Source organism: Paraburkholderia unamae, from assembly GCF_003096875.1.
Classification (GTDB): Bacteria; Pseudomonadota; Gammaproteobacteria; order Burkholderiales; family Burkholderiaceae; genus Paraburkholderia; species Paraburkholderia unamae.
Map to the genome: position 1 here is coordinate 142,895 of NZ_QEOB01000020.1, position 19,964 is coordinate 162,858.

18 protein-coding genes are annotated in these 19,964 nt (G+C 66.0%); 7 read left to right on the plus strand and 11 right to left on the minus strand.

The genetic code is table 11. From position 1 onward, the window contains the following. Position 1 precedes the first annotated feature (1 nt). Positions 2 to 625: an HAD family hydrolase gene (locus tag C7402_RS34210; protein WP_112174900.1), complete on the plus strand. Its 624-nt coding sequence runs from the start codon at positions 2 to 4 to the stop codon at positions 623 to 625. A gap of 66 nt (positions 626 to 691) precedes the next feature. On the opposite strand, the gene C7402_RS34215 is transcribed toward C7402_RS34210, so the two are convergent. The 3 genes from C7402_RS34215 to ychF all read right to left on the minus strand — a co-directional run bounded on the left by C7402_RS34215 (position 692) and on the right by ychF (position 5,004). Further along, a complete protein-coding gene (locus C7402_RS34215; protein ID WP_116613732.1) occupies positions 692 to 1,861 on the minus strand; it encodes a DUF748 domain-containing protein in 1,170 nt (389 codons plus the stop codon). Between the two features lie 156 nt (positions 1,862 to 2,017). Next, on the minus strand, positions 2,018 to 3,682 hold the full coding sequence (ettA, locus tag C7402_RS34220; protein ID WP_112174902.1) for an energy-dependent translational throttle protein EttA: 1,665 nt from the start codon (positions 3,680 to 3,682) through the stop codon (positions 2,018 to 2,020). 227 nt (positions 3,683 to 3,909) lie between these two features. After that, positions 3,910 to 5,004: a redox-regulated ATPase YchF gene (ychF, locus tag C7402_RS34225; protein WP_116613733.1), complete on the minus strand. Its 1,095-nt coding sequence runs from the start codon at positions 5,002 to 5,004 to the stop codon at positions 3,910 to 3,912. 325 nt (positions 5,005 to 5,329) lie between these two features. Here ychF and C7402_RS34230 point away from each other — a divergent pair, with 325 nt between their 5' ends. The 4 genes from C7402_RS34230 (at position 5,330) to C7402_RS34245 (ending at position 10,182) form a co-directional block, all read left to right on the plus strand. Beyond that, entirely contained in the window at positions 5,330 to 6,502 is a 1,173-nt protein-coding gene (locus C7402_RS34230) for a UbiH/UbiF family hydroxylase (protein ID WP_112174904.1), read from the plus strand. 218 nt (positions 6,503 to 6,720) lie between these two features. Further along, the gene (locus C7402_RS34235) at positions 6,721 to 7,452 is read left to right on the plus strand and encodes a DsbC family protein (protein WP_112174905.1); all 732 of its coding nucleotides are present in this window, start codon (positions 6,721 to 6,723) and stop codon (positions 7,450 to 7,452) included. A gap of 119 nt (positions 7,453 to 7,571) precedes the next feature. After that, complete coding sequence (locus C7402_RS34240) at positions 7,572 to 9,386, plus strand: M61 family metallopeptidase (RefSeq protein ID WP_116613734.1); 1,815 nt, start codon at positions 7,572 to 7,574, stop codon at positions 9,384 to 9,386. Between the two features lie 199 nt (positions 9,387 to 9,585). After that, positions 9,586 to 10,182 carry an FMN-dependent NADH-azoreductase gene (locus C7402_RS34245; protein WP_116613735.1) on the plus strand — a complete coding sequence of 199 codons (597 nt, stop codon included), beginning with the start codon at positions 9,586 to 9,588 and terminating at the stop codon, positions 10,180 to 10,182. Between the two features lie 114 nt (positions 10,183 to 10,296). Here C7402_RS34245 and C7402_RS34250 read toward each other — a convergent pair whose 3' ends face one another. From C7402_RS34250 to rpe, 8 genes are all read right to left on the minus strand, one after another. Next, positions 10,297 to 11,052: a uracil-DNA glycosylase gene (locus C7402_RS34250; protein ID WP_116613747.1), complete on the minus strand. Its 756-nt coding sequence runs from the start codon at positions 11,050 to 11,052 to the stop codon at positions 10,297 to 10,299. Between the two features lie 375 nt (positions 11,053 to 11,427). Next, a complete protein-coding gene (locus C7402_RS34255) occupies positions 11,428 to 12,054 on the minus strand; it encodes a CYTH domain-containing protein (protein ID WP_112174909.1) in 627 nt (208 codons plus the stop codon). Positions 12,055 to 12,077: 23 nt separating this feature from the next. Beyond that, complete coding sequence (gene trpC / locus C7402_RS34260; RefSeq protein WP_116613736.1) at positions 12,078 to 12,863, minus strand: indole-3-glycerol phosphate synthase TrpC; 786 nt, start codon at positions 12,861 to 12,863, stop codon at positions 12,078 to 12,080. Positions 12,864 to 12,890: 27 nt separating this feature from the next. Beyond that, positions 12,891 to 13,922 (minus strand): anthranilate phosphoribosyltransferase, encoded by a 1,032-nt coding sequence (gene trpD, locus C7402_RS34265; RefSeq protein WP_116613737.1) that lies wholly within the window; start codon positions 13,920 to 13,922, stop codon positions 12,891 to 12,893. 13 nt (positions 13,923 to 13,935) lie between these two features. Beyond that, positions 13,936 to 14,511: an aminodeoxychorismate/anthranilate synthase component II gene (locus C7402_RS34270; RefSeq protein ID WP_112174912.1), complete on the minus strand. Its 576-nt coding sequence runs from the start codon at positions 14,509 to 14,511 to the stop codon at positions 13,936 to 13,938. A gap of 14 nt (positions 14,512 to 14,525) precedes the next feature. Further along, entirely contained in the window at positions 14,526 to 16,019 is a 1,494-nt protein-coding gene (gene trpE / locus C7402_RS34275) for an anthranilate synthase component I (protein ID WP_112174913.1), read from the minus strand. Positions 16,020 to 16,495: 476 nt separating this feature from the next. Continuing rightward, entirely contained in the window at positions 16,496 to 17,203 is a 708-nt protein-coding gene (locus tag C7402_RS34280; protein ID WP_116613738.1) for a phosphoglycolate phosphatase, read from the minus strand. Continuing rightward, positions 17,200 to 17,898, minus strand: coding sequence for a ribulose-phosphate 3-epimerase (rpe, locus tag C7402_RS34285; RefSeq protein WP_112174928.1), 699 nt, complete (start codon positions 17,896 to 17,898; stop codon positions 17,200 to 17,202). The genes C7402_RS34280 and rpe overlap by 4 nt, the downstream gene beginning before the upstream one ends. A gap of 241 nt (positions 17,899 to 18,139) precedes the next feature. On the opposite strand from rpe, the gene apaG reads away from it, so the two are divergent. Further along, positions 18,140 to 18,514: a Co2+/Mg2+ efflux protein ApaG gene (gene apaG, locus C7402_RS34290; protein ID WP_028208771.1), complete on the plus strand. Its 375-nt coding sequence runs from the start codon at positions 18,140 to 18,142 to the stop codon at positions 18,512 to 18,514. A 102-nt stretch (positions 18,515 to 18,616) separates the two neighbouring features. Further along, positions 18,617 to 19,942 (plus strand): murein transglycosylase A, encoded by a 1,326-nt coding sequence (gene mltA, locus C7402_RS34295; protein WP_165842057.1) that lies wholly within the window; start codon positions 18,617 to 18,619, stop codon positions 19,940 to 19,942. Positions 19,943 to 19,964: the final 22 nt, after the last annotated feature.

Sequence of the window (19,964 nt, forward strand, 5' to 3'; positions counted from 1 at the left end):
TATGGCGATCAAGGCAGTGGTGTTCGATTTCGGCGGCGTGCTCGTGGACTGGAATCCCGAGCATCTCTATCGCAAGCTCATTCCCAACGACGACGAGCGGCGCTGGTTCCTCACGAACGTCTGCAAGATGGACTGGGTGATCCGCCAGGACGGCGGCGAGCCCCTTGCCGTGGGCACCGAGGAACTGGTCGCGAAGTTTCCCGAGCACGAGGCGCTCATTCGCGCGTTTTACGACCGCTGGCACGAGATGATCGGCGGCCTGCTCGAGGGCGGCGTCGCCACCTTCGAGCGGCTGGAAGCGGCGGGCGTGCCGATCTTCGGCCTCACCAACTGGTCGGCGGAGACGTTTCCGTGGGCCTGGGAGCGCTTTGGCATCCTGCGGCGCTGCCGCGACATCGTCGTTTCGGGGCGCGTGAAGCTCGTGAAGCCCGATCCGGCGATCTTCCACGAGATGTTTCGCCGCATCGAGGCGCAGTTGCCCGGCGTGAAGCCCGAGGAACTCGTTTTCATCGACGACAACGCGCGCAATGCCGAGGCCGCCACGGCGCTCGGCTGGCATGGCGTGCATCACTCGAGCAACGCCGCCACCGACGCGAAGCTGCGCGAACTCGGCCTGCCGCTCTGAGCGGCTGATCGGCTGACTGCCTGTTCGCGTGATCGCCTGATCGCGCAGCAAGCCCGCGCTCGCGGGCTATTTCGATGCGGGCGCCGGCGCCGCCGGTTGCCCGAGCAGGCTGCGCAGCGCGTCGGCGATTCCCTTCGCCGTTTGCCCTGCGCCCTTCGCCACGCCCTCCGCGCTCACGCCGAGCGCTTGCGCGAACCCCGCGCGCAGTTCCGTCACGAGGCTTTCGTTGAGCTTGAATTTCGGATCGCGCAAGTTGCCGTCTAGCACGAAATGCAGCGTGATCTCGCCCTTGTGCGCCTTGAGCGCGGCCACGGCGGCGCGCGTCGGGATCGACAGGAAGGTGTCCACGGCGTCGCCGCTTTCCGCCAGTTGCAGGTTGTGCAGCGTGACCGTGCCCGGCGCGTGCAGGTGATAGCCGCGCACGGTCGAGGTGAGATCGAGGTCGAGCGTGCCGCCCGTCACATTGGCCTTGGCGCCGGCCTTTTTCAGCAGATACGGATCGATCGTGCGCACGTCCACGCCGCGCAGCGTCGTGTGCGTTTGCGAATCCTTGTTCGCGATCTGCATCCAGCCGTCAAACGCGACGCGGCCCGTATGCTCGGGGCCGACCACATTGCCCGTGACCGAAACGCGCGTGGGCTCGCTGAGCGCGGGCAGATGCACGTTGTCCACGCTCGCCTGCGCGCGGTTCACCGTCACGCGCCACGGCGGGTTGCTCACCGAGCGGTCGTAGAACTCGAACGTGCCGTTCTCGAAGCCGATATGGTCGATGACCTTTTCGCGGGGCAGGCCGCCCGCGTCCGGCGTTGCGCTCGCGCCGGACGCGGGCGCTGAAGCTTGCGCCATCTCGTCGCGCAGATTCGGCAGGATCAGGATGGAGCCGCTCTCCCGGCGCAGCACCGTCATCGTGAAGTCGCTCACTGTGACACTGCGGATGTGCACGCGGTGCGAGAGCAGTGCGCGCAGGTCGGGCGTGATCGTGATGCGCGCGGCGCGCAGCGTGTTGGCGGTGGGCCAGTTGGGCGGCGGTTTCAGGCGGACGTCGACGAGTTCGACGGACGAGAGGTTGAATGCCACGTTCACGCTCGCCGCCGTGCCGACGGGCGCGAGCGCTCGCTCCACATACGCCTTTGCCTCGCGCTGGAGCGTGTACGCCGCGCCGAGCGCCGCAAGCACGAGTAACGCGGCGGCGATCGTCACGATCAGCAGAATCCGGTTGCGGAGCGGCATCGCCATGCGCAATTCCTCGCGGGGGAGAGGGCCAGGGGCTAGAGGACCAAAGGCTGAAGGCCCTAAGCGTAGCGGCTTTCGCGCAACCGCCGTGCCGCGCGTGCCGCAAAGAAAAACGGCGGCCCGAGGGCCGCCGTTGCTGGCTACCGAACCCGTCGCGGGTTACCGGCTGATCGGCTTGTAGCGCAGACGCTTCGGACGCGCGGCTTCCTCGCCCAGGCGCTTGATCTTGTCGGCCTCGTATTCCTGATAGTTGCCGTCGAAGAACGTGACCTGCGAGTCGCCTTCGAACGCCAGGATGTGCGTGGCGATACGGTCGAGGAACCAGCGATCGTGCGAAATCACCATCACCGAGCCCGCGAATTCGAGCAGCGCGTCTTCGAGCGCGCGCAGCGTTTCGACGTCGAGGTCGTTCGACGGTTCGTCCAGCAGCAGGACGTTGCCGCCCGAAATCAGCGTCTTGGCCAGATGCAGACGGCCGCGCTCACCACCCGACAGATTGCCGACGACCTTCTGCTGGTCGCCGCCCTTGAAGTTGAAGCGGCCAATGTACGCGCGCGACGGCGTTTCGTACTTGCCCACGGTCAGCACGTCCGCGCCGCCCGAGATTTCCTCGAACACGGTCTTGTCGGCGGCCAGCGCGTCGCGGCTCTGGTCCACGTACGCGAGCTTGACCGTCGGGCCCTGCACGATCTCGCCCGAATCCGGCTGCTCCTTGCCCGTGAGCATGCGGAACAGCGTCGACTTGCCGGCGCCGTTCGGCCCGATGATGCCGACGATCGCGCCCGCCGGAATCTTGAAGCTGAGGTTGTCGATCAGCAGACGGTCGCCGTAAGACTTGCTGACGTTCTTGAACTCGATGACTTCGTTGCCCAGACGCTCGCCCGCCGGAATGAAGATTTCCTGCGTTTCATTGCGCTTCTGGTAATCGGCGCTCGACAGTTCCTCGAAGCGGGCGATACGCGCCTTCGACTTCGCCTGACGGCCCTTCGGGTTCTGGCGCACCCACTCCAGTTCCTTCTTGATCGCCTTCTGGCGCGCCGATTCCGACGCTTCTTCCTGCTTCAGGCGCTCTTCCTTCTGGTCGAGCCAGCTGGAGTAGTTGCCCTTCCAGGGAATGCCGTGGCCACGGTCGAGTTCGAGAATCCACTCGGCGGCGTTGTCCAGGAAGTAGCGATCGTGGGTCACGGCGACCACGGTGCCCGGGAAGCGCGTAAGGAACTGCTCGAGCCACTCGACCGATTCGGCGTCGAGGTGGTTGGTCGGCTCGTCGAGCAGCAGCATGTCGGGCTTTTCGAGCAGCAGCTTGCACAGCGCGACGCGGCGCTTTTCACCGCCCGAGAGGTTACCGATTTTCGCGTCCCACGCCGGCAGGCGCAGGGCGTCGGCGGCGATTTCGATCTGCTGTTCGGCGCTGCCGTCGGTGGTCGCGAGAATCGCTTCGTACTTTGCCTGTTCGGCGGCGAGTGCGTCGAAGTCGGCATCCGGCTCCGCGTAGGCGGCGTAGATTTCGTCGAGCTTCTTCTGCGCATTGAATACGTCGCCCAGACCCTCTTCGACCGCTTCGCGCACGGTCTTTTCCGGATCGAGCTGCGGCTCCTGCGGGAGGTAGCCGATGTTCAGATTCGGCATCGGCGTGGCTTCGCCTTCGATGTCCTTGTCGACGCCGGCCATGATCTTGATGAGCGTGGACTTGCCCGAGCCGTTCAGGCCGAGCAGGCCGATCTTCGCGCCGGGGAAGAACGACAGCGAGATGTCCTTCAGGATCTGGCGCTTGGGCGGCACGATCTTGCCGACCCGGTTCATGGTGAAGACGTATTGGGCCATGAGAGTGTCTTTGGAAACGGGAGAAAAGGGGGCGGGACGCGGCGCTGCTTGCACGGGCGCCACGTCGGAACCGCGAATTGGGGTGACGCCGGGTGAAACGCAAACCGCTATTGTACGGGGTGGGGGCGGCGGGGGAGTGACGGGTGGCTACCGTCGGCCGCTCGCGCCCTCAGCCACAAAAAAGCCCGCTCACAAGCGGGCTTTTCTGCATTGCCTTGCAACGTCGCTTACACGTTGAACAGGAAGTTCATCACGTCGCCGTCGTGCACGACATATTCCTTGCCTTCGGCGCGCATCTTGCCGGCTTCCTTCGCGCCGGTTTCGCCCTTGTACTGGATGAAGTCGTCGAACGCGATGGTTTGCGCGCGAATGAAGCCGCGCTCGAAGTCGGTGTGGATCACGCCGGCGGCTTGCGGGGCCGTATCGCCCACGTGGATCGTCCACGCGCGCACTTCCTTCACGCCCGCCGTGAAATACGTTTGCAGGCCGAGCAGCTTGAAGCCCGCGCGGATCACGCGGTCGAGGCCCGGCTCTGCCATGCCCATGTCGGCGAGGAAGGCGATCTTGTCTTCGTCGTCGAGGTCGGCGATTTCGGCTTCGATCGCGGCGCACACGGCCACGACCGGCGCACCTTCGGCTTCGGCGTGCTTGCGCACGGCGTCGAGGTACGGGTTGTTCTCGAAGCCGTCGTCCTTCACGTTCGCGACGTACATCGTCTTCTTCGCGGTGATCAGGCAGAAGGGCTTCAGGAGCGCCTGTTCGTCTTCGTTCAGGTCGAGCGCGCGCACGGGCTTGGCCTGGTCGAGCTGCGTGCGCACTTTTTCCAGCACGGCGACGAGCTTCGCGGCTTCCTTGTCGTTGCCCGACTTGGCGGCCTTCGAATAGCGCGTGAGCGACTTTTCGACGGTGGCGAGGTCGGCGAGCGCGAGTTCGGTGTTGATGACTTCGATGTCGGAGAGCGGATCGACCTTGCCCGCCACGTGGATCACGTTTTCGTCCTCGAAGCAGCGCACGACGTGCGTGATCGCATCCGTTTCGCGGATGTTGGCGAGGAACTGGTTGCCGAGGCCTTCGCCCTTGCTCGCGCCCGCGACCAGACCCGCGATGTCGACGAATTCGACCACGGCCGGCACGACGCGCTCGGGCTTCACTATCTCCGAGAGCGCCTTCAGGCGCGGATCCGGCACTTCGACCACGCCGACGTTCGGCTCGATCGTGCAGAACGGATAGTTCTCGGCGGCGATGCCTGCCTTGGTCAGCGCATTGAAGAGGGTGGACTTGCCGACGTTAGGCAAGCCGACGATGCCGCATTTGAGGCTCATGAAAATCTCTGCATGTCAGGGTGGTGACGTGCGGCTCGCCGCGCGCGTAGCGCCCGGGGCCGGGCGTCGCGCGAATAGCGGAGGCGGCGGGCGGGGCGGCGCAGGTGGCACGTCGGGGGGCGTGACACGATTCTACGGGTCACGAAAACCGTAATTGTAACCTCGTCCGGGGGAGGGTTCGGCGTGGGCGATGCGGGCGGGCGCCCCGAAACGCGGATTCGCCCTGCGACGCCGTGTAGCGCCGGATGACGCGGGCCCCTTGTTGCGCCGCAACATCGTGCCCGTCCGGCCCTGTCGGGCAAGCCCCCGCGGCTATAATGCGCGCATGACTGCAAGCAACCAGACCTTTGATGTCGCCGTGATCGGCGGCGGGCTCGTCGGCAAGTCGGCGGCGCTCGCGCTGACCCAGGGCGGCCTGCGCGTGGCGCTGCTCGCGCAGCCGTGCGCGCCGCTGCCCACGGGCGCCGTGTTCGACGCGCGTGTCTACGCCTTTTCGCGCAGCTCGCAGGCGCTGTTCGAGCGGCTGCGGGTCTGGCAGGCCGTGGACGCCGCGCGCCTCACGCCCGTGCTCGACATGCGCGTGTTCGGCGACGCCGCCGCGGAACTGCACTTCTCGGCATATCAGGCCTCGGTTGCGCAGCTCGCGTGGATTGCCGAGTCGTCGGTCGTCGAGCGCGCGCTCGACGCGGCGCTGCACTTCCAGCCCAATCTCACGTGGATCGACACGCGCGCGCAAACGCTCGACGTGAAGCCGGACGCCGCCGTGATCGGCCTCGCCAACGGCCGCACGATCGAAGCCGATCTCGCGATCGGCGCGGACGGCGCGCATTCGTGGGTGCGCTCGCAGATCGGCTCGAAGGTCGAGCGGCGCGACTACCGCCAAACCGGCGTGGTCGCCAATTTCCGCGCGGAAAAGCCGCACGGCGAAACGGCGTACCAGTGGTTCCGCGAGGGCGAGATCGTCGCGTTGCTGCCGCTGCCGGACCAGCACGTATCGCTCGTCTGGTCGGCGCAGACGGATCATGCCGATGAACTCCTCAAGCTCGAACCGGAGCAGCTCGCCGCCGAAGTCGAGCGCGTTTCGCAAAGCCAGCTGGGCGCGCTCGAATGCGTCACGCCCGCGCGCGGCTTTCCGCTTTCGCTGCAAACCGTCGATCGGCTCGTCGCGCCGCGCGTCGCGCTGGTCGGCGACGCCGCGCATCTGATTCACCCGCTCGCCGGTCAGGGCGTGAACCTCGGTCTGCGCGACGTCGCCGCGCTTGTGGACGTCGTCACGAAGAAAGAGGCGTTTCGCGACCTCGGCGACCTCGTTCTGCTGCGCCGCTACGAACGCGGCCGCCGCGAAGACATCCAGAAACTCGTCGTCGCCACCGACGGCCTGCAACGCCTCTTTTCATTTCCCGGCACGCTGGCCCGCGCGGTGCGCAACACGGGCATGGCGTTCGTGGGCGCGCAGCCGTTGCTCAAGCGCTGGCTCGTGGCTTCGGCGCTCGGCTAGCGCGCCCGTAGCGCCTATTGCGCCCATTGCGCTTATGGCATCGCCGAGCCCGAGCGGGCATTTCGGTTGCTCGAAGCCCGGTGCAGCTTAGAATGGGCGTATTCGCCCAGCGGTGCCGGCGAAGGCGGTGTTTGCAGCGCTTGCCAGCGCTGCGGTCAGCCAACGGAACTCTGCGCGCGCCGCATTCGCGCGGCGCGCCCGAATCAGGAATGCATCCCATGCAAACGCGTATTCGCATTGCCGCGATCGTCATCGCGGCGGCCACCTCGGCGCTCGGTTGCTCGGCCCAGGCCGACCAGACCACCGACAAGATCAAATCGGCGCTCCAGTCGCGCCTCGGTATCGACGCCAGCGACATCAAGGGCATCACCAAGGCGCAGATGCCGGGCCTGTACGAGATCAACCTCGGCACGCAGCTCATCTACAGCGACGCCAACGGCGACTACGTGCTCAACGGCGAACTCATCGACACCAAGGCGCATCGCAATCTCACCGAGGCTCGCCTGAACGAGATCAACAAGGTCGACTTCGCGAAGCTGCCGTTCGCGAACGCGGTGAAGGTGGTGAAGGGCAACGGCAGCCGCAAGATGGCCGTGTTCTCCGACCCGAACTGCCCGTACTGCCACCAGCTCGAAAGCACGCTCAAGTCGATCGACAACGTGACGGTCTACACCTTCCTGTATCCGGTGCTCTCGCCGGATTCGACGGCGAAGGCCAAGCAGATCTGGTGCTCGACGGACCGCGCGAAGGCGTGGGAGTCGTGGATGGTTGACCGCAAGGCGCCCACGGCCGCCGGCACCTGCGACACCGCCGCCATCGACAGCAATCTCGCGCTCGGCCAGAAGATGAACGTGACCGGCACGCCCACCGTGATCCTCGCCGACGGCACGCGGCTGCCGGGCGCGGTCAGCGGCGACCGGCTCGAAAAGGCCCTGAGCAGCGCTCACTGAGGCCTTGCCCGAAACCTCCGGCCGCTTTTGCGGCCGGTGTTTTTTTATCCTTCGCGTTTTCCCCGGCCATGCGTGCTGTAATCGCGTTGCGCCGACCGAACTTCTCACCGATCCCGCCGATGAAGCCGATTCGATACACCATCGTCCCGAAGAACCCTGCCGCGCATCTGTTCGAGGTGACGCTCACCGTCGAGGATCCCGCGCCGGAGGGCCAGTGCTTCATGCTGCCCGTGTGGATTCCGGGCAGCTACATGGTGCGCGAGTTCGCGCGCAACATCGTCACGCTGCGCGCCTTCAACGACGCGGGCCGCAAGGTGCGCGTGACGAAAACCGACAAGCACACGTGGCAGGCCGCGCCCGTGAAGGGCGCACTCACGCTGCGCTACGAGGTGTACGCGTGGGACCTGTCGGTGCGCGCCGCGCATCTCGACGACACCGTCGGCTTCTTCAACGGCACGAGCGTGTTTCTCGCGGCGCTCGGCCACGAAGAGGCGCAGCACGTGGTCGACATCCAGCGTCCGGACGGCCATGCGTACCGCCACTGGCGCGTGGGCACGGCGCTCGCCGAGGCGCGCGGCACCAAGCGTTACGGCTTTGGCGAATACGCGGCCACCAACTACGACGAGCTGATCGACCATCCGGTCACGCTCGGCGAGTTCACGCTCGCGAGCTTCAAGGCGCACGGCGTGCCGCACGACATCGTGATCGCGGGCCGCGTGGTGGCGCTCGACACCGAGCGTCTCGCCGCCGACCTGAAGAAGATCTGCGAGGCGCAGATCGCGCTTTTCGAGCCGCGCACGAAGCGCGCGCCGATGGAGCGCTACGTGTTCATGACGCAGGCCGTGAGCGACGGTTACGGGGGCCTCGAGCACCGCGCTTCGACGGCGCTCATCTGCAATCGCACGGACTTGCCGGTGAAGGGCAAGCCCGAGACGTCGGACGGCTATCGCACCTATCTCGGCCTGTGCAGTCACGAGTACTTCCATACCTGGAACGTGAAGCGCATCAAGCCCGCGGCGTTCGTGCCGTATGACCTCACGCGCGAGGACTACACGTCGCTCCTGTGGCTCTTCGAAGGCTTCACGTCGTACTACGACGACTTGATGCTCGTACGCAGCGGCCTCATTTCCGTAGACGAATACTTCGGCCTGCTCGGCAAGACGATTGCGGGCGTGCTGCGCGGCACGGGGCGGCTGAAGCAGAGCGTGGCCGAAAGCTCGTTCGATGCATGGGTGAAGTATTACCGCCAGGACGAGAACGCTTCGAATGCGATCGTGAGCTACTACACGAAGGGCTCGCTTGTCGCCCTGGCGTTCGATCTGTCGATCCGCGCGCAAACGGGCGGCCGCAAGTCGCTCGACGACGTCATGCGCCTCCTGTGGCAGCGCTACGGGCGCGACTTCTACCGCGGCAAGCCGGTGGGCGTGGGCGAGGACGACGTCGAGGCGCTGATCGCCGAGGCGACGGGAGTGGAATTGGGCGCACTCTTCAGCGACGCCGTGCGCGGCACGCGCGATTTGCCGCTCGCGGCGCTGTTCGAGCCGTTCGGCGTCACGCTCGAAGGGGAGCCCGAGCGCGGCGCCAAGCCGTCGCTCGGCGCGCGCTTGCGCGGCGGCGCGGACGCGACGCTTGCCGTGGTCTACGAAGGCGGCGCGGCACAGAAAGCAGGCCTTTCGGCCGGTGACGCGCTCGTCGCGCTGGACGGCCTGCGCGTGACGGGCGCCAATCTCGACGCGCTGCTCTCGCGCTACCAGCCGGGCGCGAAGGTCGAGATTCACGCGTTCCGCCGCGACGAGCTGCGCGTGGCGCGTCTGACCCTCGACGCGCCCGAAGTCGCGCGCTACAAGCTCAGCGCCGCCGACAAGCGAACTGACAAACGAGCCGACAAGCGCGCCGCCGTGCGCGGCTTGCGCGAGCGGTGGCTGGCGGCCTGAGCGGGGATCGAGCCGCGCTCGCAGCGCAGTGGCACCGGAAGCGGCGCGGGCGAGATACCCCGCGCCGTTTTTTCATGCCGACGATTGTTCTATCTTTGCAACAATCCGTCATCGGCGGCCTACTTTTTCGCGGCGCGGTAAAAAAACACAATGCCTTCACTCGCGCAACGTTGCGCAACTGAGACCCGAAGGAGCCACCATGACCACGATCCTGCAAATCAATTCCGCCGCCCGCTCGCAAGGCGCCCAGTCGACGCTGCTCGTCAATGAATTGACGGCCAGGCTGCAACAATCGAATCCGGGCGCGCAAGTCGTCACGCGCAACCTGCAAGCCGATCCGCTGCCGCACCTCGACGACGCCGTCCTCGGCGCGTTCTTCACGCCGGCCGAGCAGCGCACGCCCGAGCAGCAGGCCATCGCCTCACGCAGCGAAGCGCTGATCGCGGAATTGCAGGCAGCCGACGTCATCGTGATCGGCGCGCCGCTCTACAACTTTGGCATCTCGTCGCAGCTCAAGACGTACTTCGACTGGATCGCTCGCGCCGGCATCACGTTCCGCTACACCGCGAACGGTCCGGAAGGCCTCGTGACGGGCAAGAAGGTGTTCGTCGTTTCGGCGCGCGGCGGCAAGTATCAAGGCACCCCGCACGACAGCCAGACGCCGTACCTGAAGTCGTTCCTTGGCTTCCTCGGCATGACCGACGTGAACTTCATCTATGCCGAAGGCCTGAACATGGGCCCGGACGCAGCCAGCGCCGCGCTCGCGAGCGCACGTGAGGCGATCGCCGCCGCGTAATGCGGGCGATTTCCCTGCGGTAAAACAAAAACGCCACGAAAGCGATTTCGTGGCGTTTTTGCTTGTGGGCCTCCCGGCGCGTGTCGGCCCGAATCGGCGCGTAGTCGGTGGGTATCAGGCGAGCACGACGCCTTGCGCAGGCAAACGCCAGTCGATCGGCTGGCGGCCATGCGCCTGCAAATAGTCGTTGGCTTGCGCGAAATGCCCGCAGCCGAGAAAGCCGCGATGCGCGGAGAGCGGCGACGGGTGCGGCGCTTCCAGCACGCAATGCGCGCCCGAGAGCAGCGTGCGCTTGTTTTGCGCGTGTGCGCCCCACAGCATGAACACGAGATGCTCGTGGCGCGCGGCGAGTTCGTGGATCAGCGTGTCGGTGCAGCGCTCCCAGCCGCGCTTGGCGTGGCTCGCGGCGCTGGCGCGCTCGACGGTGAGCACGGTGTTCAGCAGCAGCACGCCCTGACGTGCCCAGGCGTCCAGACAGCCGTGCGGCGGCGCTTCGATGCCGAGGCTCGCGGCAATCTCCTTGAAGATGTTGCGCAGCGAAGGCGGCGGGCGCACCGAAGGCGGCACCGAGAACGCGAGACCGTGCGCCTGGGGCGTGCCGCGATCGTCGCCGTGGTACGGGTCCTGGCCGAGGATCACGACCTTCACGTCGTCGGGCGAGGTGAGGCGCAGCGCGCGGAATACGTCGGCGGGATAGACGGTCTTGCCGGCGGCGCGCTCGTCGTCGACGAAGCGGCACAGTGCAGCGTAGGTGTCGCTCGCGATAAACGGCGCGAGCAGTTCGCGCCAGGCGGCGGGCAGCGCGTCGAACTGGTCTTCGAGGCGCGTGGTCTCGGCCGGGGCCTGCGGCGTGGCGGATTCTTTGGACATGGCGGGTGCGGGCGGTTCGGCGGACGTATCGACGTGCGAGCGAGCGGGCGTGGGCGCCGGGAATTCGTCGGCGTCGAACAGCGAGAAGATCGAGATCTGGCGCGGGTCGACTTCGGGCAGCGGCGGCTCGTCGAGCGTAGCCAGCGCGGTGTCGGGCGGTTCGTCGTCGAAGAGCGAGGTCTGCACCGGCTGAGCGAGGCGCGGGCGTTTCGTGGAGGTCATGGGCGGCAAGTGTCGCAGCAATCGCGCGGCGATTCAATCCGGCGCGAGCGCGGCAGGGCGGGCGGTGGACGCATTGGCGCTGTTGATGCAACTAACAGCGAGCCTCTTTGTTGTGCCCGTGCGCGACGCTTCAAGCGTCGCGCAGCGTCGTGCTCAGCCTTCGCGCAGCTTGTAGCCGCGCTGGGCCTTGCTGATGTCGTCGGGGGCGAGGCCCGGCAGCACCTTCGCCAGCTCGGCGGCGAGCGTGTGTAAAGCGGCTTCGTCGCCCGCTTTCAGTTCGAGCTCGATTTCGCAGATCGGCGTGCGGCGAGTTTCACCGTTCACCTGCGCGCTGACCTCGCCTTGATCGACGGCCGCTTCCACCTGCGAGCCGTCGATTTCGAGCGCCCACAGCGTGCGCGTGAAATCGGTGCGAAAGAGCGGAATCAGGCTGGCGGCGGCATCGGAAAGCGCCGTCGAAACGCCGGCTTCATCGCACTCGTGCAACAGCCTGTCGATTTCGAGCGCTTCGCCCGCCACCGGCATTTCCCACTCGTGCCGCGCGTGCAGCCCGTTTTGCGCGACACCCACGGTCTTGAAGGTCTGAAGCCAGCCTTCGGGCGCGCGGCGCAGGCGCAGCGCGCTCTTTGCGCGCGCCAGCGTGAGCGCAGGCGTGTCGAAGTAAATGTTCTCCAGCCTGATCGCGCGGCCCGGCACGCCGGCGCGCGTCTCGAACAGACGCAGCGCCGCGTCCACCTGGTCGCTCGGCAGCGCGAGCTTGATTTCGCGTTCGATACCCATCGTCGCCTTCTACTCGCAAGCAATCAGAAGAACATGCGGGCGAGTTCCGTGCCCGGCTGTTCGGCGCGCATGAACGCCTCGCCCACAAGGAACGTGTGCACCGAAAGCGAGCGCATCTTCTCGACGTCCGCACGCGAAAGAATGCCCGACTCGGTCACGACGACGCGATCTTCGGGCACGTCGTCGAGCATGCCGATGGTGGTTTGCAGCGTGGTTTCGAACGTGCGCAGGTTGCGGTTGTTGATGCCGATGAGCGGCGTCTTCAAGGTGAGCGCATGGTCGAGTTCCGCGCGGTCGTGCACTTCGACGAGCACCGCGAGACCGAGCGAATGCGCGAGCGCTTCGAGGTCGCGCATTTCGCCGGGCTGAAGCGCGGCGGCGATCAGCAGGATCGCGTCGGCGCCCATCGCGCGGGCTTCGACGACCTGGTACGGATCGACGATGAAGTCCTTGCGCAGCACCGGCAGATGGCATGCGGCGCGCGCGGCTTCGAGGTACGCGGCGCTGCCCTGGAAGAACTGCACGTCGGTGAGCACGGAAAGGCAGGCCGCGCCGCCCTCGGCGTACGAGCGCGCGATTTCGGCGGGATCGAAGTTTTCGCGCAGCACGCCTTTCGAGGGGCTCGCCTTCTTCACTTCGGCGATCACGGCGGCCTGGCCGTTCTCGTGCTTCGCACGCAGTGCGCCGACGAAATCGCGCAGGTCGCGCGCGCTCGCCGCGAGGCGCAGCTCTTCGAGCGGGGCGCTCTGTTCCGCGGCGCGCACTTCTTCGCGCTTCACCGCAATGATTTTTTCGAGGATGTCGCTCATGATGTTCGGCTAAAAAACGGTGCTGGATCAGCGTTTGAACTGTTGCGTGAAGCGTACCAGTTCGTCGACTTTGGCGCGCGCGCGGCCGCTCGCGAGCGTCTCGCGCGCAAGCACGATGCCGTCGGCAATCGAATCCGCCACGTTCGCGGAGTAGAGCGCCGTGCCCGCGTTCAGCGTCACGATTTCGCGCGCCGTGCCCGGCTCGTTCGAGAGTGCGCCGAGCAGCATCGCCTTGGACTCGTCGGCGTTTTCGACCTTGAGCGAGCGGTTCGAAACCATCTGCATACCGAAGTCTTCAGGGTGGATCTCGTACTCGCGAATCTGGCCGTCCTTCAGTTCGCCGACGAGCGTCGCCGCGCCCAGCGACACTTCGTCCATGCCGTCCTTGCCGTACACCACGCACACGTGCTTCGCGCCCAGACGCTCCATCACGCGCACCTGAATGCCGACGAGGTCCGGATGGAACACGCCCATCAACTGATTGGGCGCGCCAGCCGGATTCGTGAGTGGCCCGAGGATATTGAAGATCGTGCGCACGCCGAGTTCGCGACGCACGGCGGCGATGTTCTTCATCGCGGGATGATGGTTGGGCGCGAACATGAAGCCCATGCCCGTTTCGGCGATCGATGCGGCCACCTGGTCCGGTTGCAAATCGATGTTCACGCCGAGCGCTTCGAGCACGTCCGCGCTGCCCGACTTGCTCGACACACCACGGTTGCCGTGCTTGGCGACCTTCGCGCCTGCCGCCGCGACCACGAACATCGAGGCCGTGGAGATATTGAAGGTGTGCGAACCGTCGCCGCCGGTGCCGACGATGTCGATGAAGTTCGAGTTGTCCTTCACCTCGACGTGATTCGCGAACTCGCGCATCACGGTCGCGGCCGCCGTGATCTCGCCGATGGTTTCCTTCTTCACGCGCAGGCCGGTGATGATGGCGGCCGACAGCACGGGCGACAGCTCGCCGCGCATGATGAGGCGCATGAGGTGGAGCATCTCGTCGTGAAAAATCTCGCGATGCTCGATCGTGCGCTGGAGCGCTTCCTGCGGGGTAATCATGATGGTCGCCTCCGTATCAAGCGTGCCTGGTTTGCTTCAGGAAGTTCTCGAACAGCGCGTGGCCGTGCTCCGAGAGAATCGATTCCGGATGGAACTGCACGCCTTCCACCGCCAGTTCGCGGTGACGCACGCCCATGATCTCGCCGTCGTCGGTCCAGGCCGATACTTCGAGGCAGTCGGGCAGCGACTCGCGCTCGATGGCGAGCGAGTGATAGCGCGTGACGTTGAAGTGCTTCGGCAGGTCGGCGAACACGCCTTTGCAATCGGTTTCGATCTGGCTCACCTTGCCGTGCATGATGGTCTTGGCGCGCACGACGCGCCCGCCGAACGCTTCGCCAATCGCCTGATGCCCGAGGCACACGCCGAGAATCGGCGTCTTGCCCGCGAATTCGCGCAGCACGTCGAGCGTGATGCCCGCGTGCTGCGGATTGCTCGGTCCCGGCGAGAGGCAGATGCGCTCGGGGTTGAGCTTCGCGATGTCGTCGATCGTGATTTCGTCGTTGCGATACGTATGGACGTCTTCGCCGAGCTCGCCGAAGTACTGGACGATGTTGTAGGTAAACGAATCGTAGTTGTCGATCATGAGCAACATGGTCTTTTCTCCGCTCAAAAGTCGCTGTCGAGGCCGTCCTGCACCTGCTCGGCCGCGCGCAGCACGGCGCGCGCCTTGTTCTCGGTTTCTTGCCATTCGGACTCGGGCACCGAATCCGCAACCACGCCCGCGGCGGCCTGCACATACAGATTGCCGTTGTGGATGAGGCCGGTGCGGATCGCAATCGCGAGATCCATCTCGCCGTTGAACGAGAGATAGCCGACCGCGCCGCCGTACAGGCCGCGCTTCACCGGCTCCAGTTCGTCGATCAGTTCCATCGCGCGAACCTTCGGCGCGCCCGAAAGCGTGCCGGCCGGGAACGTGGCGCGCAGCACGTCGAAGTTGCTCATGCCGGGCTTGAGCTTGCCTTCCACCGAACTCACGATGTGCTGCACGTGTGAGTACTTTTCGATGATCATCTGGTCGGTCACGGCCACCGAACCGATCTCGGCGATGCGGCCCACGTCGTTGCGCGCGAGGTCGATCAGCATGACGTGCTCGGCGATTTCCTTCGGGTCGTTGAGCAGCTCGGTCGCGAGTTCGGCGTCGCGCTCGGGCGTGTTGCCGCGCGGACGCGTGCCTGCGAGCGGACGAATCGTCACGATGCGGTCCTCACCGCGCTTTTCCTGACGCACGAGAATTTCCGGCGACGCGCCCACCACGTGGAATTCGCCGAAGTTGTAGTAGTACATGTACGGCGACGGGTTCAGCGAACGCAGCGCACGGTAGAGCGAAAGCGGGTTGTCGCGATACGGCTTCGAGAGGCGCTGGCCCACTTGCACCTGCATCAGTTCGCCCGCTGCGATGTATTCCTTCGCCTTGCGCACGGCGGCGAGGTAATCGTCCTTCTTGAATTCGCGGAACGTTTCGGTGCGCACGCTCGCGCTCGTCACCGGCGGCTGCACGGTGGTGCGCAGGCGCTGCTTGAGTTCGCGCAGGCGGTGCTTGGCCTTGGTGTACGCCTCGGGCGTTTGCGGATCGGCGTAGACGATCAGGTAGAGCTTGCCGGCGAGATTGTCGATGACCGCGACTTCTTCGGTCAGCAGCAACTGGATGTCGGGCAGGCCGAGATCGTCGGTGGGGCAGGTGTCGGCGAGCTTTTTCTCGATGTAGCGCACCGCGTCGTAGCCGAAGTAGCCGGCGAGGCCGCCGCAGAAGCGCGGCAGGCCCGGACGCTGCGCGACCTTGAAGCGCGCCTGGTACTTCGCGATGAATTCGAGCGGATCTTCGTTGTGCGTCTCGATCACCTGGCCGTCGCGCACGACTTCCGAAACGCCGTTACGCGTGCGGATCAGCGAGCGCGCCGGGAGGCCGATGAACGAGTAGCGCCCGAAGCGCTCGCCGCCCACCACGGACTCCAGCAGGAAAGAGTTGGCGCCGCCGCGCTCGGGTTGCGCGAGCTTGAGATACAGCGAGAGCGGCGTTTCGAGATCGGCGAGCGCTTCGGCGATCAGCGGGATGCGGTTGTAGCCCTCGTTGGCGAGGGACTGAAATTCGAGTTCGGTCATGTTCCGATCCTGTTCGTGCTGCCGGTCGCGGCGGGTGCGGGCCCAGTGCGGCTCAAAACGGGGCGCGCGGTGTGCGCGAGGCGTTTGTTTTTGAGTGCTTGATGGCCGCTGGCGCTCGCTCGTGCCGCCCGTGCTTGCGCTGCTGAAGGCGCGCTTGCCGGGCCGGCGTGCAGTACATCGACGGAAGACGAGGCGTAGCCGCTCGCGCCTTGCACACCTCGCCGCGAACGGCGAAACGACACGCAAGGACAACGAAAGCCAATGGCCAGATCAGCCGACGGGTTACTGCAACAGTTTAGAGTCGAGACACGCGCGAGTGCGCAGCGAAGTAAAAAACGGTGCTGAAGACAAGCTTCAGCGAACCTCAGGCGAGGTTAGCGCGACCAGCGACGCCAGGGCCAGGCTCCCCGGTCGATCGTGCTCAGACTCCGTTTTTTATTCAGAAACATGAGGATAGTTGACGTTCAGTTGAGAACTTAAGTCAGATCATTGTGTGCTGCGACCGCCTTGGCGGCGTCGAGCAGCGAGGCAACTATACCATCCGATTCAATTTTTTGTACAGGTTGGCCGTGGTTGTAGCCGTAGGGCACCGTGAGCGTGGCCATGCCGGCCGCGCGGCCCGCAATCGCGTCGTTCTCCGAATCGCCGATCGCCACAGCCGCTGCGGGTTTCACACCCAGGCGCTCGCAGGCGGTGAGCATCGGCAGCGGGTCGGGCTTCTTCTTCGCCAGGCTGTCGCCGCCAATCACCACCTCGAAGTAGTGCGCCAGGCCGTATTGCTGCAAAAGCTCGACGGCGAAGCGGTGCGGCTTGTTGGTCACGCACGCGAGCTTGATGCCCTGGCCGCGCAGCGCGGCCAGGCCCGCTTCGACGTCCGGGTACAGATGCGTGTGGCGCCCGTTGATCTTCGCGTACTCGTCCTGATAGAGCGCGAGCGCTTCGTCGAAGCGCTCCTGGGCGTCGTCGGCGGGAAAGCGCTGCGCGAGCACGCTGCGGATCAGATGCTCCGAGCCTTTGCCCACGTAGCCCATCACTTCCTCGCGCGTGGTTTCTTCGGCGTCGAGCTGCGCGAGCATGCCGTTCAGGCCGGCGGCGAAGTCGTCGGCGGTGTCGACCATCGTGCCGTCCAGGTCGATCAGCGCCGCTTCGATGCGCGGCGCGCTGAATTTGACGGGAGCATTCATTTCGCGGTTGCGGCGCTGGCAACGCTTGCGAGCTGCGCGCGCATCTGGTCGATCACAGCCTTGTAGTCCGGCTTGCCGAAGATCGCCGAGCCCGCCACGAACGTGTCCGCGCCGGCCGCCGCGATTTCGGCGATGTTGTCGACCTTCACGCCGCCGTCCACTTCCAGATGGATCTCGCGGCCCGTGCGCGCCGTGTAGGCGTCGATCTTCGCGCGCGCCTCGCGCAGCTTGTTGAGCGCCTCGGGAATGAACGACTGGCCGCCGAAGCCCGGATTCACCGACATGATGAGGATCAGGTCGAGCTTGTCCATCACATGGTCGAGGTAGTTCAGCGGCGTGGCCGGGTTGAACACGAGACCGGCCTTGCAGCCGTGGTCGCGGATCAGCGAGAGCGTGCGGTCGATGTGGTCCGAGCCTTCCGGGTGGAAGCTGATGAGGTTCGCGCCGGCCTTGGCGAAGTCGGGCACGATGCGGTCGACCGGGCGCACCATCAGATGCACGTCGATGGGCACATTCACGTGCGGGCGGATCGCCTCGCACACCAGCGGCCCGATCGTGAGGTTCGGCACGTAATGGTTGTCCATCACGTCGAAGTGGATCCAGTCGGCGCCGGCTGCGACGACGTTACGGACTTCCTCGCCAAGACGCGAGAAGTCGGCGGAGAGGATGCTGGGGGCGATGCGGAATTGCGTCATGGCGGCAATCGGAAAACTGTCGGAAAAACCGTATTTTACCGTCAGTGGGGCGGGCCGCCGCGGCCGCTGTCCGGCCACGGCCAGGAGCGTTGTCGCGGGCCGCGCCGGGTTGCGGGTGCCGGTTGCATCAAGCAGAATGCGAAACCATGTGCCGCGCATCGCGGCGCGCCTGCCGGCGCTCTTGCGCGCGGGCGTTTCAGTAATCAGACTCAGCAGCCGCACCCGGGCGATTGGAACAAGGATGAGCCAGTACGAATTCAGCGTGACGTCGCAGGTGCGCTACCTGCCCGAAGAATCGGACCCGGAGCGCCGGCAGTATGCCTTCGCGTACACGTTGACCATTCGCAACACCGGTCAGGTGAGCGCACAGCTCATTGCGCGCCACTGGGTCATCACCGACAGCGAAAATCACGTGCAGGAAGTGAAGGGGCTCGGCGTGGTCGGCCATCAGCCGCTTCTGAAGCCGGGCGAGCAGTTCGAATACACGAGCTGGGCCGTGATCGCGACGCCCGTGGGTACCATGCGCGGCGAGTACTTCTGTGTGGCCGAGGACGCCGAGCGCTTCGAGGCGCCCGTTCCTGAGTTCGTGCTGCGCATGCCTCGCACGTTGCACTGACGCGCCGCGATTGAACCGCGGCGCGAATTTGGGGTCTGCTAGTCCTGACGCCGATCGTCGTGCGGGGCGCGCTTTTTCCTGCCCGACGCGGTCCACACAACGATGAAAATCAGCAGGAACAGCGCGAGGAGCGCTTCCAGACCAAACATGAGCATCGGGTATTCGTCGAGCAGTTCTGACATGGCGGCATCCATCGAGAGCCAATATTGTAGGCGTGATTGTGGCGTCGATTCCGGCCTCGGTTCTCCAGTAATGCCGGGATTCACAGCGGCGCGATATCGTGCGGGCTCGACGCTGCGCAGCGCGGGCGCCCGATTGGCTACCCGCCTGGGCGGCTGGCTTGGCGCCGTTTCGCTGGCGGCCCTGCTCGCCGCGTGCGGCGGCCCGAGCTACGTGCGCAACGCGCCGCCCAAGGGCGCGCCCGCGCTGCCCTCGCAACTCGCGGCCCAGCGTCTCACGCCGGTCGCGTGGCAACAGGTGCCGGGCTGGCAGGACGACTCGCTGATCGGCGCGACCGCGGCGCTGCGTGCCAACTGCACGCGCCTTGCACGCGACCCGCGCTGGCAGCGCGCGTGCTCCGCCGCGTCGCATCTCGACGATCTCGATGCCTCCAGTGCGCGCGTGTTCTTCGAAACGTATTTCACGCCGTATCAGTTCGCCAACACCGACGGCACGCTCGACGGTCTCGTGACCGGCTACTACGAGCCGCTGCTGCACGGCTCACGCACGCGTCACGGCATCTATCAGACGGCGCTCTATCGCTGGCCTTCCGGCTATCGCGCGGGCGCCGCGTTGCCGCCGCGCGCGCAACTCGAACGCGCGGGCATCCTCAACGGCAACGAACTCGTGTGGGTCGACGATCCGATCGAGGCGTTCTTCCTTCAGGTGCAGGGCTCGGGGCGCGTCGTGATGGAAGACGGCAGCGTGATGCGCGTGGGCTTCGGCGGCACCAACAACCAGCCGTACAAGTCGATCGGGCGCTGGCTGCTCGATCGCGGCGAGCTCACGCCGGCACAGGCGACCATGCAGGGCATCAAGGCCTGGGCGCGCGCGAACCCGACGCGCGTGGATGCGCTCCTCGACACCAATCCGCGCTTCGTGTTCTTCCGCGACATGCAGTCGAACGAGGGCGATGCACAAGGCGGCGCGGATGGCCCGATCGGCGCGCTCGGCGTGCCGCTCACGCCGGAGCGCTCGATTGCCGTCGATCCGTCGTCGATTCCGCTCGGCACGCCGGTGTTTCTCCAGACCACGCGTCCGCTCACGAACACGCCGCTCAACCGGCTCGTGTTCGCGCAGGATACGGGCACGGCGATCAAGGGCGGCGTGCGCGCCGACTACTTCTGGGGCTTGGGCGACGATGCCGGCGATCTGGCCGGGAAGATGAAACAGGGCGGCCGGATGTGGCTGCTGTTTCCGAACTCGTGATCGCAGCGGCGCCCGCGTGGCG